At 63.9% G+C, this 23,876-nt stretch carries 20 protein-coding genes and 2 pseudogenes; 3 read left to right on the forward strand and 19 right to left on the reverse strand.

Going from position 1 to position 23,876, the window contains the following annotated elements:
• Positions 1 to 6: 6 nt before the first annotated feature.
• The 18 genes and pseudogenes from tadA to IPK20_06880 form a co-directional block, all read right to left on the reverse strand.
• The gene (gene tadA, locus IPK20_06795) at positions 7 to 2,394 is read right to left on the reverse strand and encodes a Flp pilus assembly complex ATPase component TadA (GenBank protein ID MBK8016449.1); all 2,388 of its coding nucleotides are present in this window, start codon (positions 2,392 to 2,394) and stop codon (positions 7 to 9) included.
• Positions 2,395 to 2,481: 87 nt separating this feature from the next.
• Complete coding sequence (locus IPK20_06800; protein MBK8016450.1) at positions 2,482 to 3,246, reverse strand: 3',5'-cyclic-nucleotide phosphodiesterase; 765 nt, start codon at positions 3,244 to 3,246, stop codon at positions 2,482 to 2,484.
• A gap of 11 nt (positions 3,247 to 3,257) precedes the next feature.
• Positions 3,258 to 5,429, reverse strand: a complete 2,172-nt coding sequence (locus IPK20_06805) for an adenylate/guanylate cyclase domain-containing protein (protein MBK8016451.1) — start codon at positions 5,427 to 5,429, stop codon at positions 3,258 to 3,260.
• Between the two features lie 169 nt (positions 5,430 to 5,598).
• Positions 5,599 to 6,432: an FHA domain-containing protein gene (locus tag IPK20_06810; protein ID MBK8016452.1), complete on the reverse strand. Its 834-nt coding sequence runs from the start codon at positions 6,430 to 6,432 to the stop codon at positions 5,599 to 5,601.
• A 17-nt stretch (positions 6,433 to 6,449) separates the two neighbouring features.
• A complete protein-coding gene (locus IPK20_06815; protein MBK8016453.1) occupies positions 6,450 to 7,274 on the reverse strand; it encodes a Stp1/IreP family PP2C-type Ser/Thr phosphatase in 825 nt (274 codons plus the stop codon).
• Between the two features lie 4 nt (positions 7,275 to 7,278).
• Entirely contained in the window at positions 7,279 to 9,825 is a 2,547-nt protein-coding gene (locus tag IPK20_06820) for a CHASE2 domain-containing protein (protein MBK8016454.1), read from the reverse strand.
• A 176-nt stretch (positions 9,826 to 10,001) separates the two neighbouring features.
• Positions 10,002 to 10,292 carry a DUF1330 domain-containing protein gene (locus IPK20_06825; protein ID MBK8016455.1) on the reverse strand — a complete coding sequence of 97 codons (291 nt, stop codon included), beginning with the start codon at positions 10,290 to 10,292 and terminating at the stop codon, positions 10,002 to 10,004.
• 82 nt (positions 10,293 to 10,374) lie between these two features.
• Entirely contained in the window at positions 10,375 to 10,875 is a 501-nt protein-coding gene (gene tpx / locus IPK20_06830) for a thiol peroxidase (protein MBK8016456.1), read from the reverse strand.
• 254 nt (positions 10,876 to 11,129) lie between these two features.
• Positions 11,130 to 12,182, reverse strand: a complete 1,053-nt coding sequence (locus IPK20_06835) for a DUF3426 domain-containing protein (GenBank protein MBK8016457.1) — start codon at positions 12,180 to 12,182, stop codon at positions 11,130 to 11,132.
• Positions 12,183 to 12,217: 35 nt separating this feature from the next.
• Positions 12,218 to 13,111: pseudogene (gene prmA / locus IPK20_06840) on the reverse strand (50S ribosomal protein L11 methyltransferase).
• Positions 13,112 to 13,127: 16 nt separating this feature from the next.
• Positions 13,128 to 14,483, reverse strand: coding sequence for an acetyl-CoA carboxylase biotin carboxylase subunit (gene accC, locus IPK20_06845; protein ID MBK8016458.1), 1,356 nt, complete (start codon positions 14,481 to 14,483; stop codon positions 13,128 to 13,130).
• Positions 14,484 to 14,543: 60 nt separating this feature from the next.
• A complete protein-coding gene (locus IPK20_06850) occupies positions 14,544 to 15,032 on the reverse strand; it encodes an acetyl-CoA carboxylase biotin carboxyl carrier protein (GenBank protein MBK8016459.1) in 489 nt (162 codons plus the stop codon).
• Between the two features lie 15 nt (positions 15,033 to 15,047).
• Complete coding sequence (aroQ, locus tag IPK20_06855) at positions 15,048 to 15,485, reverse strand: type II 3-dehydroquinate dehydratase (GenBank protein MBK8016460.1); 438 nt, start codon at positions 15,483 to 15,485, stop codon at positions 15,048 to 15,050.
• Between the two features lie 111 nt (positions 15,486 to 15,596).
• A complete protein-coding gene (locus IPK20_06860; GenBank protein ID MBK8016461.1) occupies positions 15,597 to 15,842 on the reverse strand; it encodes a hypothetical protein in 246 nt (81 codons plus the stop codon).
• Between the two features lie 40 nt (positions 15,843 to 15,882).
• Positions 15,883 to 16,122: pseudogene (locus IPK20_06865) on the reverse strand (redoxin domain-containing protein).
• 8 nt (positions 16,123 to 16,130) lie between these two features.
• Positions 16,131 to 16,670, reverse strand: a complete 540-nt coding sequence (locus IPK20_06870) for a protein-disulfide reductase DsbD N-terminal domain-containing protein (protein MBK8016462.1) — start codon at positions 16,668 to 16,670, stop codon at positions 16,131 to 16,133.
• Positions 16,663 to 16,992, reverse strand: a complete 330-nt coding sequence (locus IPK20_06875) for a divalent-cation tolerance protein CutA (protein MBK8016463.1) — start codon at positions 16,990 to 16,992, stop codon at positions 16,663 to 16,665. Before IPK20_06875 ends, IPK20_06870 begins: the two co-directional genes overlap by 8 nt.
• 13 nt (positions 16,993 to 17,005) lie before the next feature.
• Entirely contained in the window at positions 17,006 to 17,881 is an 876-nt protein-coding gene (locus tag IPK20_06880) for an NAD-dependent epimerase/dehydratase family protein (GenBank protein MBK8016464.1), read from the reverse strand.
• Positions 17,882 to 17,941: 60 nt separating this feature from the next.
• Between IPK20_06880 and IPK20_06885 the strand changes: the two genes are divergently transcribed.
• The 3 genes from IPK20_06885 to IPK20_06895 all read left to right on the forward strand — a co-directional run bounded on the left by IPK20_06885 (position 17,942) and on the right by IPK20_06895 (position 23,398).
• Positions 17,942 to 18,976: a CDP-6-deoxy-delta-3,4-glucoseen reductase gene (locus tag IPK20_06885; protein MBK8016465.1), complete on the forward strand. Its 1,035-nt coding sequence runs from the start codon at positions 17,942 to 17,944 to the stop codon at positions 18,974 to 18,976.
• A gap of 134 nt (positions 18,977 to 19,110) precedes the next feature.
• On the forward strand, positions 19,111 to 20,082 hold the full coding sequence (locus tag IPK20_06890) for a hypothetical protein (GenBank protein MBK8016466.1): 972 nt from the start codon (positions 19,111 to 19,113) through the stop codon (positions 20,080 to 20,082).
• A gap of 85 nt (positions 20,083 to 20,167) precedes the next feature.
• Entirely contained in the window at positions 20,168 to 23,398 is a 3,231-nt protein-coding gene (locus tag IPK20_06895; GenBank protein MBK8016467.1) for a hypothetical protein, read from the forward strand.
• Positions 23,399 to 23,404: 6 nt separating this feature from the next.
• Here the strand turns inward: IPK20_06895 and IPK20_06900 are convergent, their stop codons facing one another.
• The gene (locus tag IPK20_06900) at positions 23,405 to 23,857 is read right to left on the reverse strand and encodes a hypothetical protein (protein MBK8016468.1); all 453 of its coding nucleotides are present in this window, start codon (positions 23,855 to 23,857) and stop codon (positions 23,405 to 23,407) included.
• Positions 23,858 to 23,876 lie beyond the last annotated feature (19 nt).

Consider the following 23,876-nt stretch of genomic DNA (forward strand, 5'->3'; position numbering starts at 1 on the left):
GCCAAACTACTTGATACAGACTGCGCGAACCTGTTTCATGTCCGTGACGCCCTGGAGGACCTTTTCCATGCCGTCCTGCTTCAGGGTGCGCATGCCTTCGTGCAGGGCGGTCGCAAGAATCTCCGCCACGCGGGCGTGTTCCTGGATATGGCGCTTCACGGTATCGCTGCCCAGCAGCAGTTCGTGCAGGCCGACACGCCCCTTGTAGCCTGTGCCGCTGCACACATCGCAACCCACCGGCGTGTACAGGGTGAATTGGCCCTTGTCGTTGGCGAAACTCTGCGTCCATTCGTGATGGAGCGCTTCCATCGCGCCCTTCGCGTCCGTCTTCCACTGCTCGGTGTTGCGCAGTTCGGACGCGTACTCTTCCAGCAGGGCCTTGATCTCCTCGGGTGTGGCGACATGCGGCTGCTTGCACTTGGCACAGAGCCTCTTCGCCAGCCGTTGGGCAAGCACCCCCAGCAGCGCATCCGCGAAGTTGAACGGGTCCATCCCCATGTCCAGCAGGCGGATGATCGATTCGGGCGCGCTGTTCGTATGGAGCGTCGCGAAGACCAGGTGACCGGTGAGAGACGCCTCGATGCCGATGGAGGTGGTCTCCTTGTCGCGCATTTCGCCCACCATGATGACGTCCGGATCGGCGCGGAGAAAGGCCCGCATCGCCGTCGCGAACGTAACTCCCGCCTTGGGATTCATCTGCACCTGGCGCAAGCCCTTCTGGGTGATTTCCACCGGGTCTTCGGCTGTCCAGATCTTCGTTTCCGGCGTGTTGATGTAGCCCAGGATCGAGTGCAGTGTGGTGGTCTTGCCCGAGCCGGTCGGCCCGCATACGAAGAAGAGGCCGTACGGCTTGGCGATGGTTTCCTTGACGGACTTCACGTTGCGCCCGGACAGGCCCAGCTTGTCGAGCGGAATCGGCTCGCCGGCGGCGAGAATCCGCATCACGATGTCTTCGACTCCACCCTGGGACGGGATGGTCGCGACTCGCAGTTCGATATCCAGCGGGCCGTATTTCTTGAACTTGATCTTGCCGTCCTGCGGCTTGCGGCGCTCGGAGATGTCGAGGTCGCACATGATCTTGATACGCGCCGCGAGGGCGTTCCGGTAGGACGCCGGAATCGAGATGTAGTTGACGAGCGTCCCGTCCTTGCGGAAGCGCACCTCGGTCTTGCCCTTTCCGGGAAACGGCTCGATGTGAATGTCGGATGCGCCCTGGTGATAGGCATCGACGATGATCTTGTTGACGAGCTTCACGAGCTCGTTGTCCTGGGCGAGCGTGACGTCGTCGCCACTTGCCGCTTCGACCTCCGTCTCGTCGTCGAGCTTGTCCAGGAGCTCGCCCACGTCGGTCACCAGGTCCTCGGAGGACATGCCTCCTCCGAAGAAGTGGTCGATGGTCGAGCGCAGCTCCTTGAGAGTCGTCACTGCGTAGACGACCTTCGCGCGAGGGAAGATGTTGTTCACCATGCGCGATGCCCGCAGCCGCTCCGGGTCCGTGGTCATCACCAGGACACCGTCCTTTCCTTCTTCCAGCGGCAGCCACGCGTTGCTTTCGACGAACTCCCGCTTGAGATTCTTCAGCAGGTCTACCGGCTTGATCCGGTCGGCGCGGAACCCTTCGTACGGGACGCCGAAGAAGGCGGACACGGCGTCGCCGATCGCCTGGGGCTTCACCTGGAATTCATCGATGAGAACGTCCTCGATGTCCAACCCCTTTCGCCGCGCGGAGCGGGTCGCCAGCTCGATCTCTTCGGAAGAGAGCACGGCGTTGGTCACCAGGGCGTCGTACTTGCCCCGAAGCGTCTGCGGCGCCTTCTGCCGCTGCTTGAGCGCAATGGCCAGCGTCTCGCAGAGATTGACCGCGCCTTCCTCGGACGGGGGGCCGAACGTGTCGCCCGCCTTGGAATTGATGATCTGGACCACACCGACTAGCTCGTTGCCGCCCGCTTCGAGGATGGGCACGACCAGCATCTGCTTCGTACGGTATCCCGTGCGGCGGTCCACTTCCTTCAGGAACCGGAGCTGGGCGCTCAGATTGCGCAGTTCCTCCTCGTCGTAGACATCGCGGATGTTCACCAGCCGCTTGTGCATCGCGACGAAGCCCGCGATGCTCTGCTCGTTGATGGGAAGCTTCAGGTCCTTGAACGAGGCGAGCCCGGTCTTCACCTTGGAGACGATGGAGGTCTTGTCGTCAGCGATCGTGTAGATCGTCAGGCGGTCGGCGTCGAAGAGGTCGCAGATCTCCTGCGAGACCTCGAGCATGATCTCGTCCACGTTGGCCGTGGCGTGGATCTTGTTGGTGACCGCCTGCAGCTTTCGCTGGAACTCTAGCTTGCGGCTGATCTCGGCCACATTCTGGCCGGACTGCGGTTTGGAATCGATGACGGTGCTCATGACGCTTCACCCCGTCCGGCGATGCGCCACCCGCGGGGCGCCGTGCGCCAGAAGCAATGTTGTACGGAGGTTCCGGGCCTCACTCCCTCAGAGCTTGAAGACGTGGCCGTTGGCCAGCATGCGCGGATTGAACGGTTCCGCGCACTCTTCGATCTCTGCCATCGTGATGGCGCCTTCCCCAGGTTTCAGATGAGTGATGTAGATACGAGCCCGTCGTTCCAGCCGGCCAAGTTCTTCGGCGAGCTTCGAGGGCCACAGGTGTTTCGATGCGACCGCCAGCTGACGCTCGCCATTGTGGAATGCCGTTTCAATGATGAGGTACCGCAGGTTCTCGATGCGGTTGGCCACCTGCCACAACTCATCGCATTCGGTGGTGTCGCCCGTGAAGATCATGCTGGCCTGACCGCTGTCGATGCAGTAGCCCACGGCCGGAACCGTGTGGTTCGCGGGGACCGGCGTGATCAGGCGGCCGTCGAGGTCGACGCACTGGCCCAGCGCGACCTCGGAAAAGCGCAGGAACGGCTTCTTCTCGTCGGGGATGCGCGAGAAGTCGGGCCAGATCTTCCAGTTGAAGATGTGGTCCCGCAGGATCTTCAGCGTCTCCGCCGTGGCGTGCACGACGATCGGCCGGTCCCTCATGCCACCCACCGTGTCCACCAGGAACGGTAGCATGGCGACGTGGTCGAGATGCGAGTGAGTGAGAAAGACGTGATCGATGAGCTGGAGCTCGGTCAGGCTCAAGTCGCCCACGCCGGTCCCGGCGTCGATGAGGATGTCCTGGTCGACCAGCATGGCGGTCGTCCGCAGATTGCCGCCGATACCGCCACTGCATCCAAGTACGCGTACTAGCATTTGACGATGGATTACTTGGTGTCGAAGTCGAAGACGCCGTCCCACGCCGGGCCGGGTGGGTGGCTGCGAAGATAGGCGACCCGGTCCAGGAAAGCGGAATATAGCCCGTCCTTGGCATCGGCACGCTGGAGATTGAGCAACTGCAGCTCGGCCTTGTCCCAATCCTGAGCGCGATAGAACTTCAGGGCCTGGTGAAACAGCTTCATCCTGTCCAGCTTCTCCTTGGGCACTTCGCCCTGCATGCCAACGGGCTCGTAAATGGTGACCGGCTCGTCCTTTCCCTTCACCCGCACACGATCCAGTTCACGGAATACGACGTCCGGAACGGCGGCTCGCGTGTCCTCTCCCACCAACATCGTCACGCCGTAGCGTTTCGTCAGCCCTTCCAGGCGCGAAGCCAGGTTCACGCTGTCGCTCATCACGGTGTAGGCGACACGGATTTCCGAGCCCATGTTACCCACGCTCATCTTGCCCGTGTTCACGCCGATGCCGATCCTGAGCGGCGGCCAGCCTTTCGCCTTGAACTCTGCCGCCATCTCTTCCAGCGTACGTTCCATCTCCAGCCCGGCCAAGACCGCATGACGCGCGTGCTCCGCGTCCTCCACCGGCGCGCCCCAGAAAGCCATGATGGCGTCGCCCATGTACTTGTCGATGGTTCCTCTCTGACGGTGAATGACGCGCGTCATCGGTGTCAGGTAGTCGTTCATCAGCTGCGACAACGCCTTCGGTTCCAGACCTTCCGAAATCGTCGTGAAGCCGCGAACGTCGGAGAAGAGGACCGTCATTTCCCGGCTTTCGCTCTCCATCGAGAACTCGTCCGGGTTGCGGCTCATCTCGTCCACGAGTTCCGGAGGCACGTACTGTCCGAACAGGCCGGCGATCCGCTGCTTGGAGCGCGACTCGACGAAATACCCGTAGCTCATGTTCACGGCGTAGAGCAGAAACACCATTAGCAAGCCCGATGCCAAAGGCAGCACAAGATTGCCGTAGTGCCAGATCGCGACATTCACGGCCGCAATGCCGGCGAGCGTCACGACCGTGGCCACGGTCGAGCGGATGGGGCTCAGAAAAGGCAGCGCGAAGGCCAGGCTCAGGCCGGCAAGCCCCAGCAGGACCACCTCCGCTCCGAGCACATAAGGCGGACGCTGCTTGATCGTCCCGTCGAGCATGCCCGCAATCAGGTTGGCGTGGATCTCCACCCCGGGGAACAGCGGCGCGACGGGTGTCGACCGCAGATCCTGCAGACCCGGAGCGGTGGTGCCGACGAGAACGATCTTGTCCTTGAGTTGCTCGACTGCAGTGCGATCGCGCAGGACGTCGGTGGCCGAGACGTATACGAAGCTGCCTTGCGGGCCCCGGTACGGCACCAGGGCGTTGGCCTGCTCGTCCACCGGAATGCGGACGGGCGCCGCTTCGACCCACTCGAGCCCGGGGTAGCTGCGATTCATCAGGCTGTCCGACGGATATCCCGGCACGACTTTCGGCGACTTGAGCAGCAGCCGGACGATCGCCAGCGCTAGAGGTTCGTAATACGCGCCCTTGTACTGAGCCAGGATGGGCACCCTGCGGTGAACGCCATCGTGATCCGTCGCAGGGGTGAAGTGTCCGCCGGACGCAGCGGCTTGCTGCAGTTCGGGCAGGTTGCCGCCATAGCCTTCGAAGGACGAGAAATCGATGTTCCGCCCCGTGAACGTACCTGCTGGCAGTACGGGCGCGGGAATGGAGCCCAGGGCGAGTCCCCTGCCGTCCTGCTTCTGATTGGAGAAGTAATAGCCCAGAACCACCGGCCTGTTCCGCAGATGATCGGCCAGGACGCGGTCGAACTCGAGCCGCGGGGCGACCGTTTCGAGCAGGTTCTGGAACTGGGGGACATCCTTGAACTCGCTCTGCGAGAGTTCGCGCAGGACCTGCAGGCCCGAACTCTCGTCCTTTTCCGGGAACACGACGTCGAATCCGATGACGGCCACGGCGTAGCGGTCGAACAGCTTGTCGACCAGTGCGGCGACACGATCGCGGCGCCAGGGCCACCGGCCTTCCTCCGCAAGACTCTTTTCGTCGATGTCGACGATCACGATACGTGAGTCCTGGGTGGACGGCATGGTGAGCCGGAGCCGGGTATCGTAGGTGATCGACTCGAGCGTTGTCACGATGGGCACTTCGTAGAACCGCGCCGCCAGGAGCATGAACGCGAGGACGACGAGGAGGCCCAGCAGGATGCGGATCGCGTACTTCTTCACGTGAGCAGTGGCGCCCCCTGCGCCGGCTTGGAAGGATCGTCAGGGCAACGCCTCTCGCCGCCCGCGCAAGGACTCGGAATTGCGCCGCTCAGGCGTGCCGCACAGTCGGATACGCTCAGGCGGCGGGCTTGAAGAAGAACTCCATCTTGACGCCTGCCAACTCGATGATGTCATGGTCGTGCAGCAGGTGGGCCTGGGCATCCTGCACCTTGCCGTTCACGATCGGGAACTGTGCGCCCTCGACGTGGGTGATGAAGAAACCCTGCGGGCGCTTGGCGATCACCGCCACCTGCACGCCCGGTTTGCCCAGAGTCGTCAAGGCCTTGATCAGAGGAAGTTCCCGGCCGGCATTCGGACCGGAAAGGATCTGGATGACGCCTTGCGTGGCGGCCGCAGGGGCAGGAGACATGCCGGGTATGGAGGCGAGCGTCCCGGGCACCGAAGCCATGGGGTTCGATCCGGGATGGGTCGACATGGGGGAGGGCATCGGGTGGCCGGTCGCGGTGTGCGGAACGTTCGTCTGTGTGTCCGTCATCGGCCGGCGGATGTCGGTCCGGGTGCCCGTCCCGGTCTGGGTATCGCCCGTGCGCGGCTCCGCGGTACGCGGTGTCGAACGCAGCACCATCGTCTTCTCGAAATCGGCGGCGGTCGTGGTACTGGTCTGCTCGTTCACGTACTTGACCTTGTACTTGCCGATCTCGACGACGTCCCCGTTCTGCAGGAAGTGCTTCTTGATCGGCTGGCCGTTCACGAGCGTACCGTTGGTGCTGCCGAGGTCTTCGAGGAAGGAATCGTTGAGAATCGTGACGATCGCAGCGTGCTCCCCGCTCACGGCGAGATTGTCGATCTGCACGTCGTTGTGGGCCTTTCTGCCGATGGTGGTCCGCTCCTTCGTGAGCGCGTACTCCTTGAGCACTACACCGTCGAGCGTGAGAATCAACTTGGCCATAGAGTCTGTCCCCGTCTTCACTTGAACCACGACAGGACCCGGGAGAGCCAGGTGTCGGCCGCCGGGAAGTCCCGGCTCACCTTCACGAGCACCACGGATACGTTGTCGCGGCCACCGTTGTCGTTGGCCATCTGGACCAACTGGTTCGCCGCAAGCGGCAGATTGGAGCCCATCGCATTGAGGGTGAGTTCGATGTCATCGTCCTCCACCATGTCGTTGAGCCCGTCTGAACACAAAAGATAGATGTCGCCCGGCTGCACGTCGTAGGTGTGGATTTCGGCCTCCACCTCCGGTTCGATTCCAAGCGCTCGCGTGACGAGGTTCTTGTTCTGCGAACGGCGAGCGGCCTCCTTGGTCAGCATGCCGCTGTCGATCTGTTCCTGCAGCAACGAATGATCCCGGGTGACCTGTTCCAGCTTCTCGTTTCGCAGCCGGTACAGTCGGGAGTCGCCTATGTGGGCCACCGACATCCGGTTGTCCCGGTAAAGCGCCACGACCAGCGTCGTACCCATGCCGGCGTACTGCGGCTGGCTGTTGGCCGACTCGTAGATCGAGGTGTTCGTCTTGTTGATGATGCCACGAAGCAGGCGCGTCGCCTGATTGTCGCCGTCATCCTGGCTCAGCGCGTGCAGACTCGTCTTCGCGACCGCCTGCCGCATCTCCGAAGTGATCAACGCCACTGCGATACCGCTCGCGACTTCCCCGGCATTGTATCCCCCCATGCCATCGGCGAGGACCACGAGGCCGATGGATCCGTCCGTCGCGATGGCGTCCTCGTTGTGCGAACGGACCATCCCGGTATGTGTCGCGCTGGCGATCTCCAGTGCCTTTGCAAGATTCATGTGGCTAGAGGCTGACGTCGATTTCCGCGTATCCCGCGGCGCAGGCTCGGAGGGCGGCTGCCAGCTCATCACCCGAGCCGAAGCGGTCTTCCTTGTTCTTGGCGAGGCAGCGGTCGATGATGGCCACCAGGCAGTCGGGCAGTGCAGGGTTGATGCTCAGGATGTCGACGGGCGGCTCGTTCGCAATCTTGTACATGAGCTGCGTCATGGTCTCGCCCTGGAACGGCAGCGCGCCGCTCGCCAACTGGTAGAGCGTCACGCCCAGCGAGAAGAGATCGGACTGGCCGTCGATCTTTCTCCCTGCAAGTTGCTCCGGCGACATGAACGATGGCGTTCCCAGCACCATGCCCGTCTTGGTCTTGGAGGAGTCGGTGATGCGGGCAATTCCGAAGTCGGTGACCTTGACCGAGTCGGTGGCCGGGTCGTACATGATGTTCGCCGGCTTGATGTCCCGATGCACCACGTTCTGCTTGTGGGCGTATTCGAGCGCCTCGGCCACGCGTGCAACGATGCTCATGGTCTTCGGCAGCGGCAGAAGGGTGCCGGGTTTCGTGAACGGGGTCAGATCGCGTCCGGTCAGGAATTCCATCGCGATGTAGGCGAGGTCGTGTTCCTCGCCCGCGTCGTAGATGGTGACGATGTTCGCGTGGTTCAGGCGGCCGGCCGTTTCGGCTTCACGGAAGAAGCGTTCCTTCACGTCCTGCAATTCGTCAGGCTCGAACTCCTGCGACAGGGCCATCGTCTTGATGGCCACCACGCGGCCGATCTTCGGATCGCGGCCGTAATACACCACGCCCATCGCACCCTTGCCGAGTTCCTTCTCCACCTGGTAGCGGCCGAGCATCGGCTTTTCCACCTGACCGCCATCGAGCATCAAGGTGGATGCGTTGGTGCGGCCGGAAGATCCCCCGAGGATGACGGTCTCGGACATCTGCTTTGCGCGGGCCAGCTTCGTTTCGAGGTCGCGGAACTTCGGGTTGTAGGTGGCCATGTACTCGTACACGGCATGTGCCTTGTTGAACTGCCGCTTGCGCTCGAAGTCGAGGGCCAGGTTGTAGAGGTTGTCCAGCAGCGTGTCGTTGAGGGGGCACTTCTTGAACTTGTCGAAGGCCATGTCGAGCTGGCCCTGGCCCTGGAAGGCGAGCCCCAGCATCCGGTTCGACTCCGCCGATTCGACGTCGGACTTGATCTTTCCGCGCTCCGTGGCGAGGAAGCGCTTGGTCGTGAGCGCCAGGTGGCCGACGATCAGCAGGACCACGGGCGCCATGAGGGGAATCCAGACGAGCTGGCTCGTCATGAGGACGAAGTGCGCGCCGATGAGCGCCACGACGAGGGCGACCGTCAGCCCTGCGGCAGCGCCCGCCTTGAGTCTGGGCAGGGCCAAAGCCAGATAGGCGACGACCAGGAGGAATGCGGCGATCTCGACCCATTGCCCCCAGGAAGGCGCCACGAAGAAGTCTTCCTGGAGGATGCTCGAGACAGAATGCGCCAGGGTCAGCACGGGCGGCATGGTCGGCGAGATCGGAGTCACCTGCGTGCTTCCGACCCCGGCCGCGGTCGCCCCGATGAGCACGATCTTGTCGCGATACTTGTCCGCGGGAATCTTGCCGCTCATCACGTCGTAGAAAGAATCGACCTGGAACGCGGATCTCCCTTCCCGGTCCTTGTAGAAGTACGTGTACATCTGCAGCTGCGGATCGGTGCGGATCTGCAGATTGCCCACTTTCACGCCTTCGCCCAACTGCACCTTGATGTCCTTTGGCGAGAGATTCAGGCTGCGAGCGGCGACTGCGAGAGACAGCGAGGGGAAGAAACTGTCGTAGTAGCGGATGACGAGCGGTTCCTGACGGATGCTGCCGTCGACGTCGGGCGCCACGTTGAGGTGTCCTACTCCCGCCGCCCCTGCCCCGAGGGTTTCCAGCGGCACGAGCACGTGGGTGGCAGGCAGAGGGTAGAGACTATTGGCGGCAGCGCCGACGTTGTCTTCTATGGCTGGCAGATTGTTCTTCTGCACGAACTCCGGCAGTGCCGCATCGGGATTGCCTCGGGGTTCACCAAGTTCGAAGACCAGCGGCAGCACGACGTTGCCGGCTCCGGCGACGGCATTGGCCAGTTTGCGGTCCGTATTGAGGGCGCCTTCCGCTTCAGCCAGCAGCGTCTCGATGGGCAGCAGCTGTTCCCTTGTGGTATCGGGAATCACCTGATACGCCTCGATCAACTTGTTGATGTAGGCGAGGCCCGGATCGATCTGGGGTTCGGAGAAGAATACGGTGTGCGCGACGACCTTTGCCTTGGCTTCGGCGAGCTTCTCGAGCATCTTGGCGTGCACGTCGCGCGACCACGGCCAGCGGCCGATGTTGGCGATCGAGACGTCGTCTATGGCAATGACGGCGACCTTGTCGCTTGCGCTGTGCCCGGTCGCCCGAAGACCCATGTCGTAGGCCTGACGCTCCAGCCCCTGGAGCATTTCGCCCCGCGACAGAATGAGCATGACCACGGCGATCGCGATCGCCAGGAACCAGTCTGATTTCCAGATCGAGAACTTGCTCATCGTCGCGATCGCGGGGCCTTAATTCATTGTGTTATCGGCAGTTAGTCGCGTCATTTGAACATCTTACGACATTTGTGCCGAAAGTCTATGATTTTTTTCCAAAACACCTTGGCGTTCGCGATGCCCAGGGTTGAGGGCAGGTTACAAGCGGCGACCGTGCCAGCTATGTCCGACGGTCAGTCGACGCCTTCCATCAGGACCACATCGGTGACGGCGCTCCGTTGCCGGAGCGCCCGCGCCGCCGCATAGGCGTCGGAGTGATACCACGCCAGTGCTGCGTCCATGGAGTCGAATTCGAGGAGAACAGCCCGTTTGGGGACGAAGGCCCCTTCCAGGACTTGCACGCTGCCGCCGCGTACGCGGTAACGGCCACCTGCCTCCGTGATCGTGGGGGCCACGAGCTCGCGGTAGGTCGCGAAGCCCGCAGGATCCGTGACGTCGACATTGGCGAAGATGAAGGCAGACATGGAACGGACCCCGCGAGGCGAAGTTGCACAGCGTTCACTTGCATGATCGCGGCCGGCCCGCGACCCACTGCGATCGGCCTGCTCAGCCGAGTGCCTTCAACGCCGCGTCGTAGTCGGGTTCGGTCGCGATCTCGGGGACCAGCTGGGAATGCAGGACACGATTGTTCTCGTCCAGTACGACGACGGCCCGGGCAGTCAGGCCTCGCAACGGGCCGTCGGCGATGTCCACACCGTACTTCTGGTGGAAGTCCCTGCCGCGAAATGTGGAAAGGGTGACCACGTTCGACTGTCCCTCGGCGCCGCAGAAGCGCGACATGGCGAACGGCAGGTCGGCGGCGATCACCAGCACGACGGCATTGTCCATCGCGGAAGCCTTCTCGTTGAAGACGCGAGTCGACTTCTGGCAGGTGGGAGTGTCCAGACTCGGAACGATGTTCAAGACCTTTCGCTTGCCGTTCCACGAGGTGAGGGCGACATCGGCGAGATCCTTGCCGGTCAGGAGGAAATCCGGGGCCGTGTCGCCGGCTTTCGGCAGATGGCCGCCGACGGTGACGGGATTGCCCTTCAATGTGACTGTAGCCATGGTTCTCCGGTTCAGGTGGTGTATGACATTCGCACGCGTGCAGGGAGGCGGCGCCCGATGAGAAGGGTGGAACGCTTTCCGCAAGAGACGGGCGCCGCGAATGCGAAGCAGTATGCACACCCTGTCCTGGAGCGACAAGACTTGCATTCGACGGCCGGCCGGGCACCTAACTTGTCGCGGGCCGGCAGGTGCGTCCGGGGGGGGGGCTCGGCTCACTGTCTGTTTCGACCTGTGAGTGCGAAGCAGCAACCGGCTCAGCGGTGGAACAGGTAGATCCGATAGCCGGAGGCCTCGACGGCACCGGTTTCAAGCTGGAGGCGAATGTCGATCTCCGCATTCGCGGCCATGCCGCGGCGCATTCGCCCGGGATGCTCGAGATACTCCTCGGGGTGGATCATCCGTCGGGCGGCCACCTGATCCCGCGAGTCGGTCAAGGTCAGTTCCAGGGATGGGAACGCCTGCACGACCGGGGCGGCGTTGCGCAGGGTGGCCATCAGCACCACGCGATTGGGGCGAGCAGGATCCAGTGCCTGCAGATCCGAGGTTTCGATGACCAGACGGTCGGTCAGGCGCGGAAGCTCGACGCGGCAGCCTGTCAGCCGGCAAATGGCCTCCACGAACGGCCGCGAGGCCGGCCACAGGATCGCGAGGTCGCTGTGGAAGTAGGCAAAGAGCTGGACCGGGAGGGCGAGGGCAAGCAGGATGACGGCGGCAACAGCCAGCCGCTGCGCGGTGCGCGGCCGGGTCGCCATGGGCGGAACCAGATCGGGGTGCTGCTCCACCAGATCCGGGAGTTCGAAATCCGCCGACGGAGTTTCCGGTTCGTCGATGCCTGCTTCCGGGTCAGGGGATGACTCGGTCTGGCGCGGCTCCCCCGACGCTTGAACGAAATCCAGATCCCCGTCTTCTTCGTCGAGAAACGCAGGCTCGGGAGGTGCCGATTCCGGCGATATCGACGGATCGGCGGCCCCAGCCGCCGTCTGCGGCGCGGAGTCTTCCCCGATCCCGGTGTCGGTTGCCGGTTCAGGGGAAGGCTCACCGGACCCGGGCGCCGGACCATCCGAAGGGCCGGGCCAGTGAAACGATCCCTCCGGCTCGGACTCGATGACCGCAGTGTCCGAGCCCTCGGCGGTTTCGATCGATATCGGGTCCGTCGGAGGGGCGTCCCGGGTCGCCTGCAATCCTTCCGGCGTGGAAGTGGGCTCGATCGCGGTCAGATGCACGAAGGCGTCGAAGACGCCGCCACACTGTCCGCAGCGCACCTGGCCACCCGAGCTCTGCAATTGCGGCAAGGTGACTCGGAACACCGAGTTGCAGTGGGTGCACCGGGTGAACATGGCTGCCGATCAGCGCCGGCGGCCGGACAGGCAGACCCACCCGTCCTCGCGGAGGGGGCTTCGAAATCGACCCAGGCAGAGTAGGCGTCGGCCACGGCGTCTTCCTGCGGTTCGAGTATGCCCGATAGAACGATTCGTCCGCCGGGGCGGCAGTGACCCGCGATCAGCGGCGCGAGTACGCGCAGCGGATTGGCGAGAATGTTGGCCACCACCACGTCCGCCGGAGGACCGGCGTCGGCATCCGGCTCCACGAATCTCGCCTCGATCCGATTCAGGCGCGCGTTCTCATTGCTTGCCCGCACGGCGTTCGGATCCACGTCGACACCCATCACACGCGCCGCACCGAGCAACTTCGCGGCGATGGCAAGGATCCCGGAGCCGCAGCCGTAGTCGAGCACCGTCTCCCCGGCGCGGAGGTTCCGGTCGAGCCACATGAGGCAAAGACGAGTCGTCGGATGGGTGCCGGTACCGAACGCGAGGCCCGGATCGAGCCGCAGGACGACCGCGTCGGACTCCGGAGGCTCGCACCATGTCGGCACGATCCACAGGCGGTCGGACACGTGCACGGGTTCGAACTGGCTCTGGGTGAGCCGTACCCAATCCTGTTCGGGGACGTCCTCGATCACAGTGGAGGCAGGCTCGATTCCTTCGTTCGCACAGCATTCCGCCAACGCTTCCTTGGCGGGGAAGCCGGCGGAGAAGAGCGCCGAGATCTCGGTCCGGGCCCAAGTCGCAGGATCGGCGCCGGGTTCGGCGAAGATCGGGCGTTCCCGGGAAGTCCCTGCTTCCGCGTCGGCCGCGTCGACGGACAGTGCGCCAGCCTCCAGCAACGCGTCGCCCAGGGCATCCGCTTCATCGGCCCTCACCACGACGCGAACCCGCTGCCAGTTCATGGCCATGGGCGGAACGTTCGAATCACTCGCCCCGATTGCCCTGGGCGAGTTTCTGCTCCAGATAGTGGATGCTCGTGCCGCTGCGCAGGAACGCACTGTCCAGCATGATGTCCTGGTGCAGGGCCAGATTCGTCTGGATCCCCTCGACGACCATCTCGGACAGCGCCACGCGCATGCGGGCGATCGCCTGTTCGCGCGTTGCCCCGTAGGCGATGAGTTTTCCGATCAGCGAATCGTAGTGCGGCGGGACCACATAGTTCGCGAATGCGTGGGAATCCACGCGGATGCCAGGACCGCCGGGCACATGCCAGGACGTGATCCGGCCGGGAGATGGTGTGAACTTGTAAGGATGTTCGGCATTGATGCGGCACTCGATCGCATGCCCGCGGAACTCGATGTCGCGCTGGCGGAACGGCAGCTTTTCTCCGGCGGCGATCCTCAGTTGGGTCTGCACGATGTCGATGCCGGTGATCATTTCCGTGACCGGATGTTCCACCTGGACCCGGGTGTTCATCTCGATGAAGTAGAACTCGTTCTTCTCGTAGAGGAACTCGAAGGTGCCGGCACCCCGGTAGGCGATCTTCTTGCAGGCCTCCGCACAGCGGTCGCCGATGCGTACCAGTTCCCGGGGCGACAGACCCGGTGCTGGCGCCTCCTCGATGATCTTCTGGTGCCGACGCTGCATGGAACAGTCGCGGGTGCCCAGGGAAACGGCCCCGCGATGCTCGTCCGCCAGCACCTGCACCTCGATATGGCGCGGATTCTCGAGGAACTTTTCCATGTAGACCATCGGGTTGCCGAACGCCGCCTGGGCTTCTGCCCGGGTGGTGTTCACTGCGTTCAGCAACGCGGCTTCCGTATACACGACACGCATGCCACGACCACCACCTCCGCCGGCGGCCTTGATGATCACCGGGTAACCCACCGTGCGCGCGGCCTTGACGATCTCGGCCGGATTGTCGGGCAGGGAGCCTTCCACGCCAGGAACGACGGGGACGCCGGCCTTCATCATGGCCTGCTTGGCGCTCACCTTGTCGCCCATCAGGCGGATCGTTTCCGGTCTGGGGCCGATGAACACGAAACCGCTCTTCTCCACCCGTTCGGCGAAGTCGGCGTTCTCCGACAGGAACCCGTAACCGGGATGGATGGCTTCCGCGTCCGTCACTTCCGCGGCGCTGATGATGGCAGGAACGTTGAGATAGCTCTGCCCCGAGGGGGCAGGGCCGATGCAGACCGATTCGTCCGCGAGACGGACATACTTGGCGTCGGCGTCCGCTTCGGAATGCACGGCGACCGTCTTGACGCCCAACTCGCGGCAGGCCCGCTGGATCCGCAGGGCGATCTCGCCTCGGTTGGCGATCAGGATCTTTTCGAACATAGGGAGGTCGTTACCGGATGGGGTGCCGGGCAGGCCCGGACGCGAGGCGTCCGGACGTGATCAGCCGATGATGAACAGCGGCTCGCCGTATTCGACGGGCTGGCCATTCTCGAGCAGCACGGCCTTCACCACGCCGGACTTGTCGCTTTCGATTTCGTTCAACAGCTTCATCGCCTCGATGATGCACAGCGTATCGCCCTCGGATACGGTCTGCCCGACTTCCACGAACGGCTTGCCTCCCGGGGAAGAAGATCTGTAGAAGGTGCCGACCATGGGCGACTTCACGGCGTGGCCTTCCGGTTCGGGGGCGCTCTCGACCCCCTTGCCTTCGGATTCCGGTCCCGGCGCGGAGGCCCCGGCCAAAGGTGCGGCGCTTGCCGGCATCACCCCATAGCTTGCCGGAGCCTGGGGAGCCATGGCCATTGCGATCGGCACGGCGACCGTCGAACGCGAAATGCGAACCTTCTCCTCGCCTTCCGTGATCTCGAGCTCCGAAATCCCGGATTTCTCTACGAGATCGATCAAGGCTTTGACCTTGCGGAGGTCCATGGAATGGGTGTCCTTTCAGTTGCGCGAGAGGGCGTAGTCCACGGCCAGCTCATAGCCCTTGGGGCCGAGGCCGCAGATCATGCCGACCGCGATATCGGTGAAATAGGAGTGATGCCGGAACGGTTCCCGTGCGAACACATTGCTCAGGTGAACTTCGACGAATGGAACCCGGACGGCGGCGATGGCATCGCGCAAGGCCACGCTCGTATGGGTGAACGCAGCCGGGTTGATGATGAGGAAATCGACCGGGTCGTCGAGCAGGCGCTGCACCCGGCCAATCAGTTCGGCCTCTTGGTTACTTTGCAGAATATCGACGTCAATCTTCGCGTTCGCCGCTTTTTCGCGGATTTTCGCGTTGATCTGCTCCAGGGTCGTGGTTCCGTACTTCTCTGGCTCGCGGCGACCGAGCAGGTTCAGGTTGGGTCCGTGTAGCACCAGCAGGCGACTGATCATCGGCGGCTTCTCCGAAGGTCGCGGCCGTATCGGCAGCAACGTCAGGCGCAGGAGTTTGCCGCAGTTCGGGAGCGTTTGTCCAGAAATCCCCGCAAGTTGGCGCGGGATACGCTACAGCAGCTCTTCCAGCAGGGGTTTGAGTCGTGCTTCGTTGGTGCCCCCGAGCTCGCTTCGCACCGCGTTGCCTTCCCGATCGAAAACCACCGTGAAAGGCAGCGCGCCGAGTTCGTTGCCCAGTTGCCTTCCAAGCTCGAGACCGTCGATTTCCCCGACAAGGGTCGGGTGATTCAGTCCCACCTCCTTGACGAACTTTCTCACCGCTTCGACCTCGTCGATGGCGATCCCGACAAATTGCACTCCCCTTCGGACCCAGGGCGTCCTGCATGCGGATGAAGTCGGGAATCTCTTTCCGGCACGGCGCGCACCACGTGGCCCAGAAATTCACCACCAGAACCTTGCCGTGCCATTGCCGCAAGGTGGCCTTCCCTCCCTCCAGGGTCGCCAGGGATGTCTCGAACACCGACGGGGCGACGGCGACAGGTCGCGACCCGGTACCCATTTCGCGGAAGTACAGCCCCGAAACCAGCGCGATCAACGCCACGCCCATGAAGAGGAAGGCCTTTTGTGTCTTGGTCATGAATGAAATCAGCGAGAAGAGGGCGAGCCTCCGGAAAGTTCTTCGACGAGCGACCGGCCGGAACCGGGTTTTGCCTGTGCGGGAACGGACTCGCCCGTGCGGCGGTCCAGAACCAGCACGTCTTCACGGGGTGGGTAGCACACGCCCGCATCGGCACACCCCTGGGATATCGCCCGAACCGTCAATGCGCCTGCTGCGGTGCCGGGTTGCAGGGGGATCCGCAGCGAAACCGTTCCCCGGTAGATCTCCACACGGCCGAAGAACTCGTCCTGCCTGATCTCCCCCTTGGGCAGTGCCGCTCCTGCGGCCTGGGCGCCAGGCGGATCGAGGCGGAATTTGAACTTGTTCCGGTACAGGTAGTAACCGTCCGCGATCGCATAGCGCACGACGATGGCGCGATCCCCCAGGCTCGCGGACGCGGCGAATGCCTTCGAGGACTCGAGCAGCTCGGGCGTCGCGCCATGGACGGCGGCGCTCCCGGTCACGGCGCCGATGCAGGCAGCCAGTGCGCACGCACCGAGAATTCTCGGGGTATGCCGGTCAGCCATCTTGCAGTGTCTCCTCCCGTATCCAGTCCATGTAGGCAGGCAGGCCATTCTCGGCCGGAAACGACAGCAGTTCGGGGACCTCATACGGGTGAATGTCCCGCACCGCCGCGCAGAGCCCGGCGAAGTTCGCCCGGGTGGATTTGATCACCAGGAGATGTTCCCGGGACTCCTCCACGGCCCCTTTCCAACGATAGATGGATCGGCATTCCGGCATGACGTTCACGCAGGCAGCCAGCCGATGTTCGACCAACGCCTTGGCGATACGGTCTGCCACCTCCGCATCCGGGGTGGTCGTCAGGACAAGAAGCACGTCTGAACTCATCGAGGGGAAGGCGTCAGTATTGCGAGAGCGCGGCCAGGACACCGTCCCGGGCCGTGGGATAGCGGAAGCCGAAGCGCAGTTCTTCGACCAGGCGGCGATTATGCAGCCGCCGCGATTCGGTCATGAAGGAAAGCAGCATGGGCGGGAGCCGCCGGCGAGCTTCGGGAAGCGTGACCCGGGGAGGGACCTGGAGCCCGAATGCCTGCGCCACCATGTCGAAGTACTCCCCCATCCGCATCTCCGTGAAATCCACTGCGTTATAGACGCGGCCCGATCTCCCGCGGGCGAGCGCCGCGACCACTGCGCGGGCGAGATCGTCGGCATGCACGTGATTGGTGTACGGGTCGGCATCGGCCGTCAGCACGGGGGTCCCCGATCTCAGCCGTTCCAGCGGCAATCTGTCGGCGGCATATATGCCGGGCACTCTCAGTATGGATAGACGTATGCCCGATACCCCCGTCCAGGCGCGAAGCTGCCGTTCGGCATCGCAACGGCGCCTGGCGCGATCCGTTTGCGGATGCGTACGCCGTGTCTCGTCCACCCATGCATCCCGGCAATCGCCATATACGCCCGTCGTACTCATGTAGATGAGACGCTGTGGTAGACTCGACGCGCTTGCCAGCGAGCAAATCAGATGTGAGGTGCGCATATCGCGAGCGCCGCTCGCCGGCGGCGGTGCGAGGTGAACGACGTCCTCGGCGATTCCCGACAATCGAGTCAGTGTGGACGCATCGTCGAGATCGCCGCGCACGGGAATCGCGCCGTGCAGGCGCAACTGACGATCTCGAGCGTCGGATCGCGAGAGTGCATAGACCCTGTAGCGCTTTGCAACCAGTCCGAGCAGTCGCAGCCCGACGTCTCCGCACCCGACGATCAGAAGTCTTCTCATACACGGTCATTCTAGTTGATCGGAGTCGCTGCCGATCCGTTTCGATTCACTCGATCCGCCATCATGTCCAGAGTCACGATCCAGAAGTCCGGCCACTCGTTCGACGTCGCCGAGGGGGAAACCATTCTTGCGGCCGCACTCGCTGCAGGCCTGACGCTGCCCTACGGCTGCCGTAACGGTGCCTGCGGATCCTGCAAGTGCAAGATCGTCGGCGGCTCGGTCGATCATGGCAATCACCAGCCTTACACGCTCACGGACGGGGAGAAGCAGGCGGGATACACCTTGCTGTGCTGTGCCCGGCCCCAAGGTGACGTCGTGATCGACGCCCGCGAGATCGGTGGTGTCGGCGACATTCCCGTCAAGAAGCTCCCCTGCCGCGTCCAGTCCGTCGAAAAACCCGCCGGGGACGTGGTCGTGCTCAAGCTCAAGCTGCCGGCGAACGAGCGGCTCCAGTTCCTCGCCGGGCAGTATCTCGAGATCATCATGCGGGACGGCAAGCGCCGGGCGTACTCCATGGCCAATCCGCCGCACGACGACGATCACATCGAATTGCACGTGCGCAACATGAAGGGCGGGGCCTTCACCGAGTACGTCTTCAACGCCCTCAAGGAAAAGGACATCCTGCGCTTCGAGGGCCCCCTGGGCACGTTCTTCCTGCGGGAGGACTCCGACAAGCCGATGATCTTCGTGGCGAGCGGGACCGGGTTCGCGCCGATCAAGGCGATCATCGAGCACGCCTTCCACGCAGGCATCACCCGTCCCATGGAACTGTACCGGGGGGGGAGGCGTCCGTCCGATCTCTACATGAGCGACCTCGCGCGGCGCTGGGAAAGCGCTCATTCGAACTTCCGCTTCGTGCCTGTGATCTCGGATGCCGAACCTTCGGACGAGTGGACCGGCCGCGCCGGATTCGTGCACACGGCCGTCATCGAGGATCATCCCGATCTGTCCGGCCACCAGGTCTACGCCTGCGGCGCGCCTGTCGTCGTCGAATCTGCCCATCGCGATTTCACCACCCGTTGCGGGCTTCCGGACGAGGAGTTCTATTCGGACGCATTCACGCCTTCCATCGATCCCGCCAAGCCGGCCTCCTGACCCGCCACGACCATCGGGCGTCGAACGCCGCGTGTCCGACCGTTCGATTTTCCGGCACTCACTTGGCGCGGTGCTGGAAATGACGGTCGACTATCCGTACCATCCGCGCCAGCACCTTTCCCTGGAAGGCGGGCGTGGACGAGAACAACCCCAAGACACGCGAGCTCCGGGGCGCCGTTCGCGCGCCCGGCGCCGGATCAGAATTCGAGGCCTCCGGAGCCGCATCCGGAATTCGTAGAGCGAAACGGCTTTCTCCCGGTGCCCTCCTGCTGTGCTGGGCATGCGCCGCACACGGACAGGGCCTGGGATTGCGGCTGGAAGCCGGCTATCAGTACGACGACAACGTCACCCGCGCGCGCCAGAACAGTTCGGATGTTGTTTCCGACCAGAGCTTTGCCGTCACTGCTTCGGCCGGCCGGAACTTCAGTCTCTCGCAGCGCATTCGCCTTGCCCTGAATGCCGGCGTCACCGGCGAGAAGTTCTTGGACTATCCGGGGCTGGACCGGGCGAGCATCAACGTTGGCAGCAGCCTGCAATTTCGGCCTTCCGGCGCATTCCTCGCACCGACTTACGCCTTCTACGTGCGGTGGTCCGGCGATTGGTTCGATTCCACGCTGCGCGATGGGTACCGCTTGGCCGTCGGCCTCTCGGTACGCAAGCCGTTGACGGACCGCATCCAGGCACAGGCCGCCGTGCAGTTTTCGCACAGGGACGGCAAGAGCATCGTCTTCGATGGAAACGACTGGTCCGGCCGGCTCAACCTGGACTACACCCTGTTCGGCCGTCACACGCTCTACGCTGGCGGCGAGTACCGGCGAGGAGACGTGGTGTCGGTCGGTGTTCCGTCTCTTCCCATGATCAATCTGGCGAACGCGCTCGTGCAGGACGACGTGTTCATGGACCGCACGCGCTTCGCCTACCGGTTTCATGCAGCCACCGTGATTGCGACCGTGGGTTACAACTTCCCTTTCGGCACGGCCCATTCGCTCGATCTGTCGTATCGCTGGATCCGTTCCGAACCGAGCAACGTCCCTGCGTACTACGGCACGCAGGGCATCCGTTACGTGGCCAACCAGATCAATCTCGCATACCTCGCCAGGTTCTAGGAAAGGTCTCATCAATGCACGCGGTGACGTTGGCATCGCTCAGACCTGCCCCGCCGGGATCGGCCCCACTCCAGGACTCCGCCTCATGATGCGCCCTGTACTTCGACTCGTCCGGCTCGCCGCGTGCTGCATCGTTCCTGCCGTCCTTGGGGCATGCTCGCAGGGCAATTCCGGCGACCAGCCGGCGTCTTCGGTGAGCAGCATCCCCACCGGCATCGACCGGTTCCTGCTGTTTCCCAATCCCATCGAAAGCAGCGGCAGTTTCGAGACGGCGGATAACGGCTATGCCCAGGCGTACTACCGGGCGATCGATCCGGCGGATGGGCGGGATACCCTGGCCAAGTTCCGCGCGGCGAACGGTTTCGGCACGGGAGGACAGGAGCACACAGTCGTCTTCCGGGACGTGAAGGATCTCGGCTACGGGCGGCGCATGACAGGGCGCATGAACGGCGATGGCACGATCGCCTTCCTCGTGGAGAACTACGACGTGAGCTCCGTCACCGGCAACTACGGGGCCCTCAATACGGATGCCGCGGTGGCCAGGGACCAGCGGTGGCACATCGGCGTCAAGGCCATCGAGTACAGTGCATCCGCTTGCGATGCGGCGAAGGATCCCGCAGCCTGCGACCCGACGGTGAAGTTCGCCAAGTTCTACAACTACTCGCCCACGACGGGAGAACGGCAGCTTGCGGTCGATCTCGACGGCAAGGGCATGAAAGCCATGCCGGGGCCTTGCATCTCCTGCCATGGTGGCCGCGCCGATCCGCTTACGCCCCCCGACGGCGCCAGCCAGCCACGCTTTGCCTTTACGCCTTACTCCGCCAGCAAGAAGCGCGGTGACATGGACGGCAAGATGCAGCCGTTCCGGGTCAACACGTTCGAGTTCTCCGCGGCGCCCGGATGGACCAGGGCGGAAGAGGAAGCGAAACTGAAGGACTTCAACCAGTGGATCCTGTGCACCTATCCGCGGGCCGGCGCAGCCGCGGGAGCAGAGGACACGTGCCGGCGTGCCGCGACATCGTCGGAATGGCAGGGCACGGCGGCGCAGATGGTCAAGGACTGGTATGGCGGAAACGGCATGCCCGGCGCGACGTTCGACGACACGTACGTGCCCGCGGGATGGTCAGGCAATGCGAATCTGTACCGCTCGGTGGTGGTTCCATACTGCCGGACATGCCACCTCATGCGAGGCACCGCGGCACAGGATGAGATCGATCTTTCCACCCTGGCGAAGTTCCAGGGGTACGCGGACCGCATCAAGACCCACGTGTTCGACCGCGGCAACATGCCGCTCGCCCTGCTCGTCTACGAGGATTTCTGGAACGATTCCACGGCAGTGGCCACACTCGCCGCATACATCGACACGGTGCTGGGCGCGCAGAGCGCGACGGACGCCAGCGGCAATCCGCTGCGTCCGGGGCGCCCGGTCGCAGACCCCGGGCCCAGCCGAATGGTCGCGTCGGGATTCGACGCGACGTTGTCGGGGACGAACAGCCTGTTCGCATCCACCTACGCCTGGGCCGTGACGGCATCGCCGGGTGGGGGCGATGCGACCCTCGCGAACGCAAGCTCCGCGACGGCGACATTCCATGCAACGGTCGCAGGCAACTACACGGTGAGGCTCACGGTGGGGTCCGCAGGCCAGTCGGATTCCCGATCCATCGTCGTGACCGTGAGCAGTGCTTTCCCCGATCCGGCTTCCATCCGCTTCGCCACGGTCAAGGACATCCTCCGCAATCAGATCCACTCCGGCAGCCAGACCTGCGTAAGCTGCCACGTTTCCAGCAACTCCCCACCGCCGCCCATCTTCTACGGCAGCATCGACCGGGACCAGGATGCCGTCACCAATGCCACCGACGACACCTGGTTCCACAAGGAACTCCTGGGCCGGATCAACTTCACGGAGATCACGGCCAGCCCGCTCCTTCGCAAACCCTCCGGCCAGCACCACAACGGCGGTACCGTGCTCGACTTGGGTACCGCAGCGGGCCTGGCGAACTATTCGAAGCTCTATTACTGGATCCTGAACGGTGCGCCCGTGGGGGGCGTCGCCGCCAACGCCGGTGCAGCCAGTTCGCACACAGTCAACTTCACCGGCTCGCCGGCGTCGGCCGATATTGCGCTCGACGGCAGCCAGAGCATCGGCGCCACTTCCTTCTCCTGGTCCATCGTCTCCGGGCCCGGCGGGGCGTCCGTCGTAGGCGCCAACGCATCCACCGGCACGGCGACGCTGAGAGTGCAGAACGTCGGCGTGTACGTGGTGGAACTCTCGGCCACGGACGGCACCACGACCTCCACGGCGACTCGCCAGATCACCGTCAACGAAACCGCGATGTCCGCGAGCTTCACGCCGTCGAGCGGAAGCACCGCGACGATATCCTTCAGCGGTACGCCCCTCACAGGGTCGTCGACGCTCACAAGCACGGCGACGGGAAATCCGGCGAGCTGCGCCTGGCAGGTGATGAGCGGGACGGCGACTCTGGGCAGTCCGACGTCGTGCTCGTCCACCAGTCTGACGGTGTCCTCTGCGGCCATCGGTTCGACGATCCAGGTCCGCCTGACCGTCACAGGCGTGGATGGAACGAACGTGAACGCGGCCACCAACAGCATCACCATCGCCAGTGCCGGCCCCAACGTGACGGCCGACGCCGGCAGTTCGGGCTCGGTCGCCGTGAGCTTTGCCAATCCGCTGGGCAACGCACTCGCGGGTGTTCCGGCGGGAACGGTGACGCTCGACGGCAGCGGCAGCTCCGGTCCCGGCACGCTCACGTATTCGTGGTCGATCGTCTCTCAGCCGACCAACGCGACCGGCACGTTCGCCGCTTCCGTCGCCAGTGCCAGTTCGCAGACGACGACACTGACCGTCCATCGCACGGGCACCTATGTCGTGCAGCTGTCGGTCGACAACGGGCTGGGTCCGGACGTCGCATCGAGGACCATCACGGTGGGCGTTCCGGCAGGATCCACGTTCACCGCGGTGCGTACACTCCTGCAGGACGGAGCCCAATGCGGGTCTTGCCACATCTGGGGGTCCAGCCCGGTGCCGGCCGTGGCGCTGGGGGCAGGTCAACCCTACTGGGACAGCGCGGTGGACACGAATGGCACTTCACTCTACAACCGGGTCCTGCTGAGAGCGCTCGTGAGCGATCCCTCGAGTGCGAACACGACCAATCCGTCCGGCAGCCGGCTGCTGGAGTGCCCGTCGCTCGGCTGCAATGCAGGATCCATGGCCCCCCAGCCCGGATTCCACACCGGCGACTTCTCGAACTACAACGTGTTCCTCAACTGGATCGTGGGTGGCGCGCCGAACAACTGACCGAGGTCAGGGCCGCGCCGGCCGGGTCTCGATGCCGGGGGCCGGAGGAGGGGGCGCAAGCACCAGGAACTCGCGGCCTTTCGGCCCTTCCAGGGTCACCTGCGTCGGTTCGACGGACGCCACGATCCGTCCATCGTCGAGACGGTCGCCGACCCGGATGAGCTGCGGCGGACCGCTGCCGATGTGCAGAGCCGCGATGCCGCCTCCGCCCGACGCCACGATTCCGACGAGACGGATCGTCTCGGTGCCGGGCCGAGCGTTCGTTCCGAAGAGTGCCGCCAGAGGTCGGGCATCGACAGGCACCGAACGGGCAACGGGGGCTGGCGACGGCGGCGGCACCAGTTGCTTGGGCGTCTCACGACCCGACGACAGCTGTAAACTCCAGTAAGTGGCGGCGCCGACGCAGGAGAGAAGCAGGGCGGCATTGAGCATCCTGTGAAAGGCAGATGTCATGGTCACGGGTCTGACGGGGATCGAT

This window comes from Betaproteobacteria bacterium (genome assembly GCA_016713305.1).
Classification (GTDB): Bacteria; Pseudomonadota; Gammaproteobacteria; order Burkholderiales.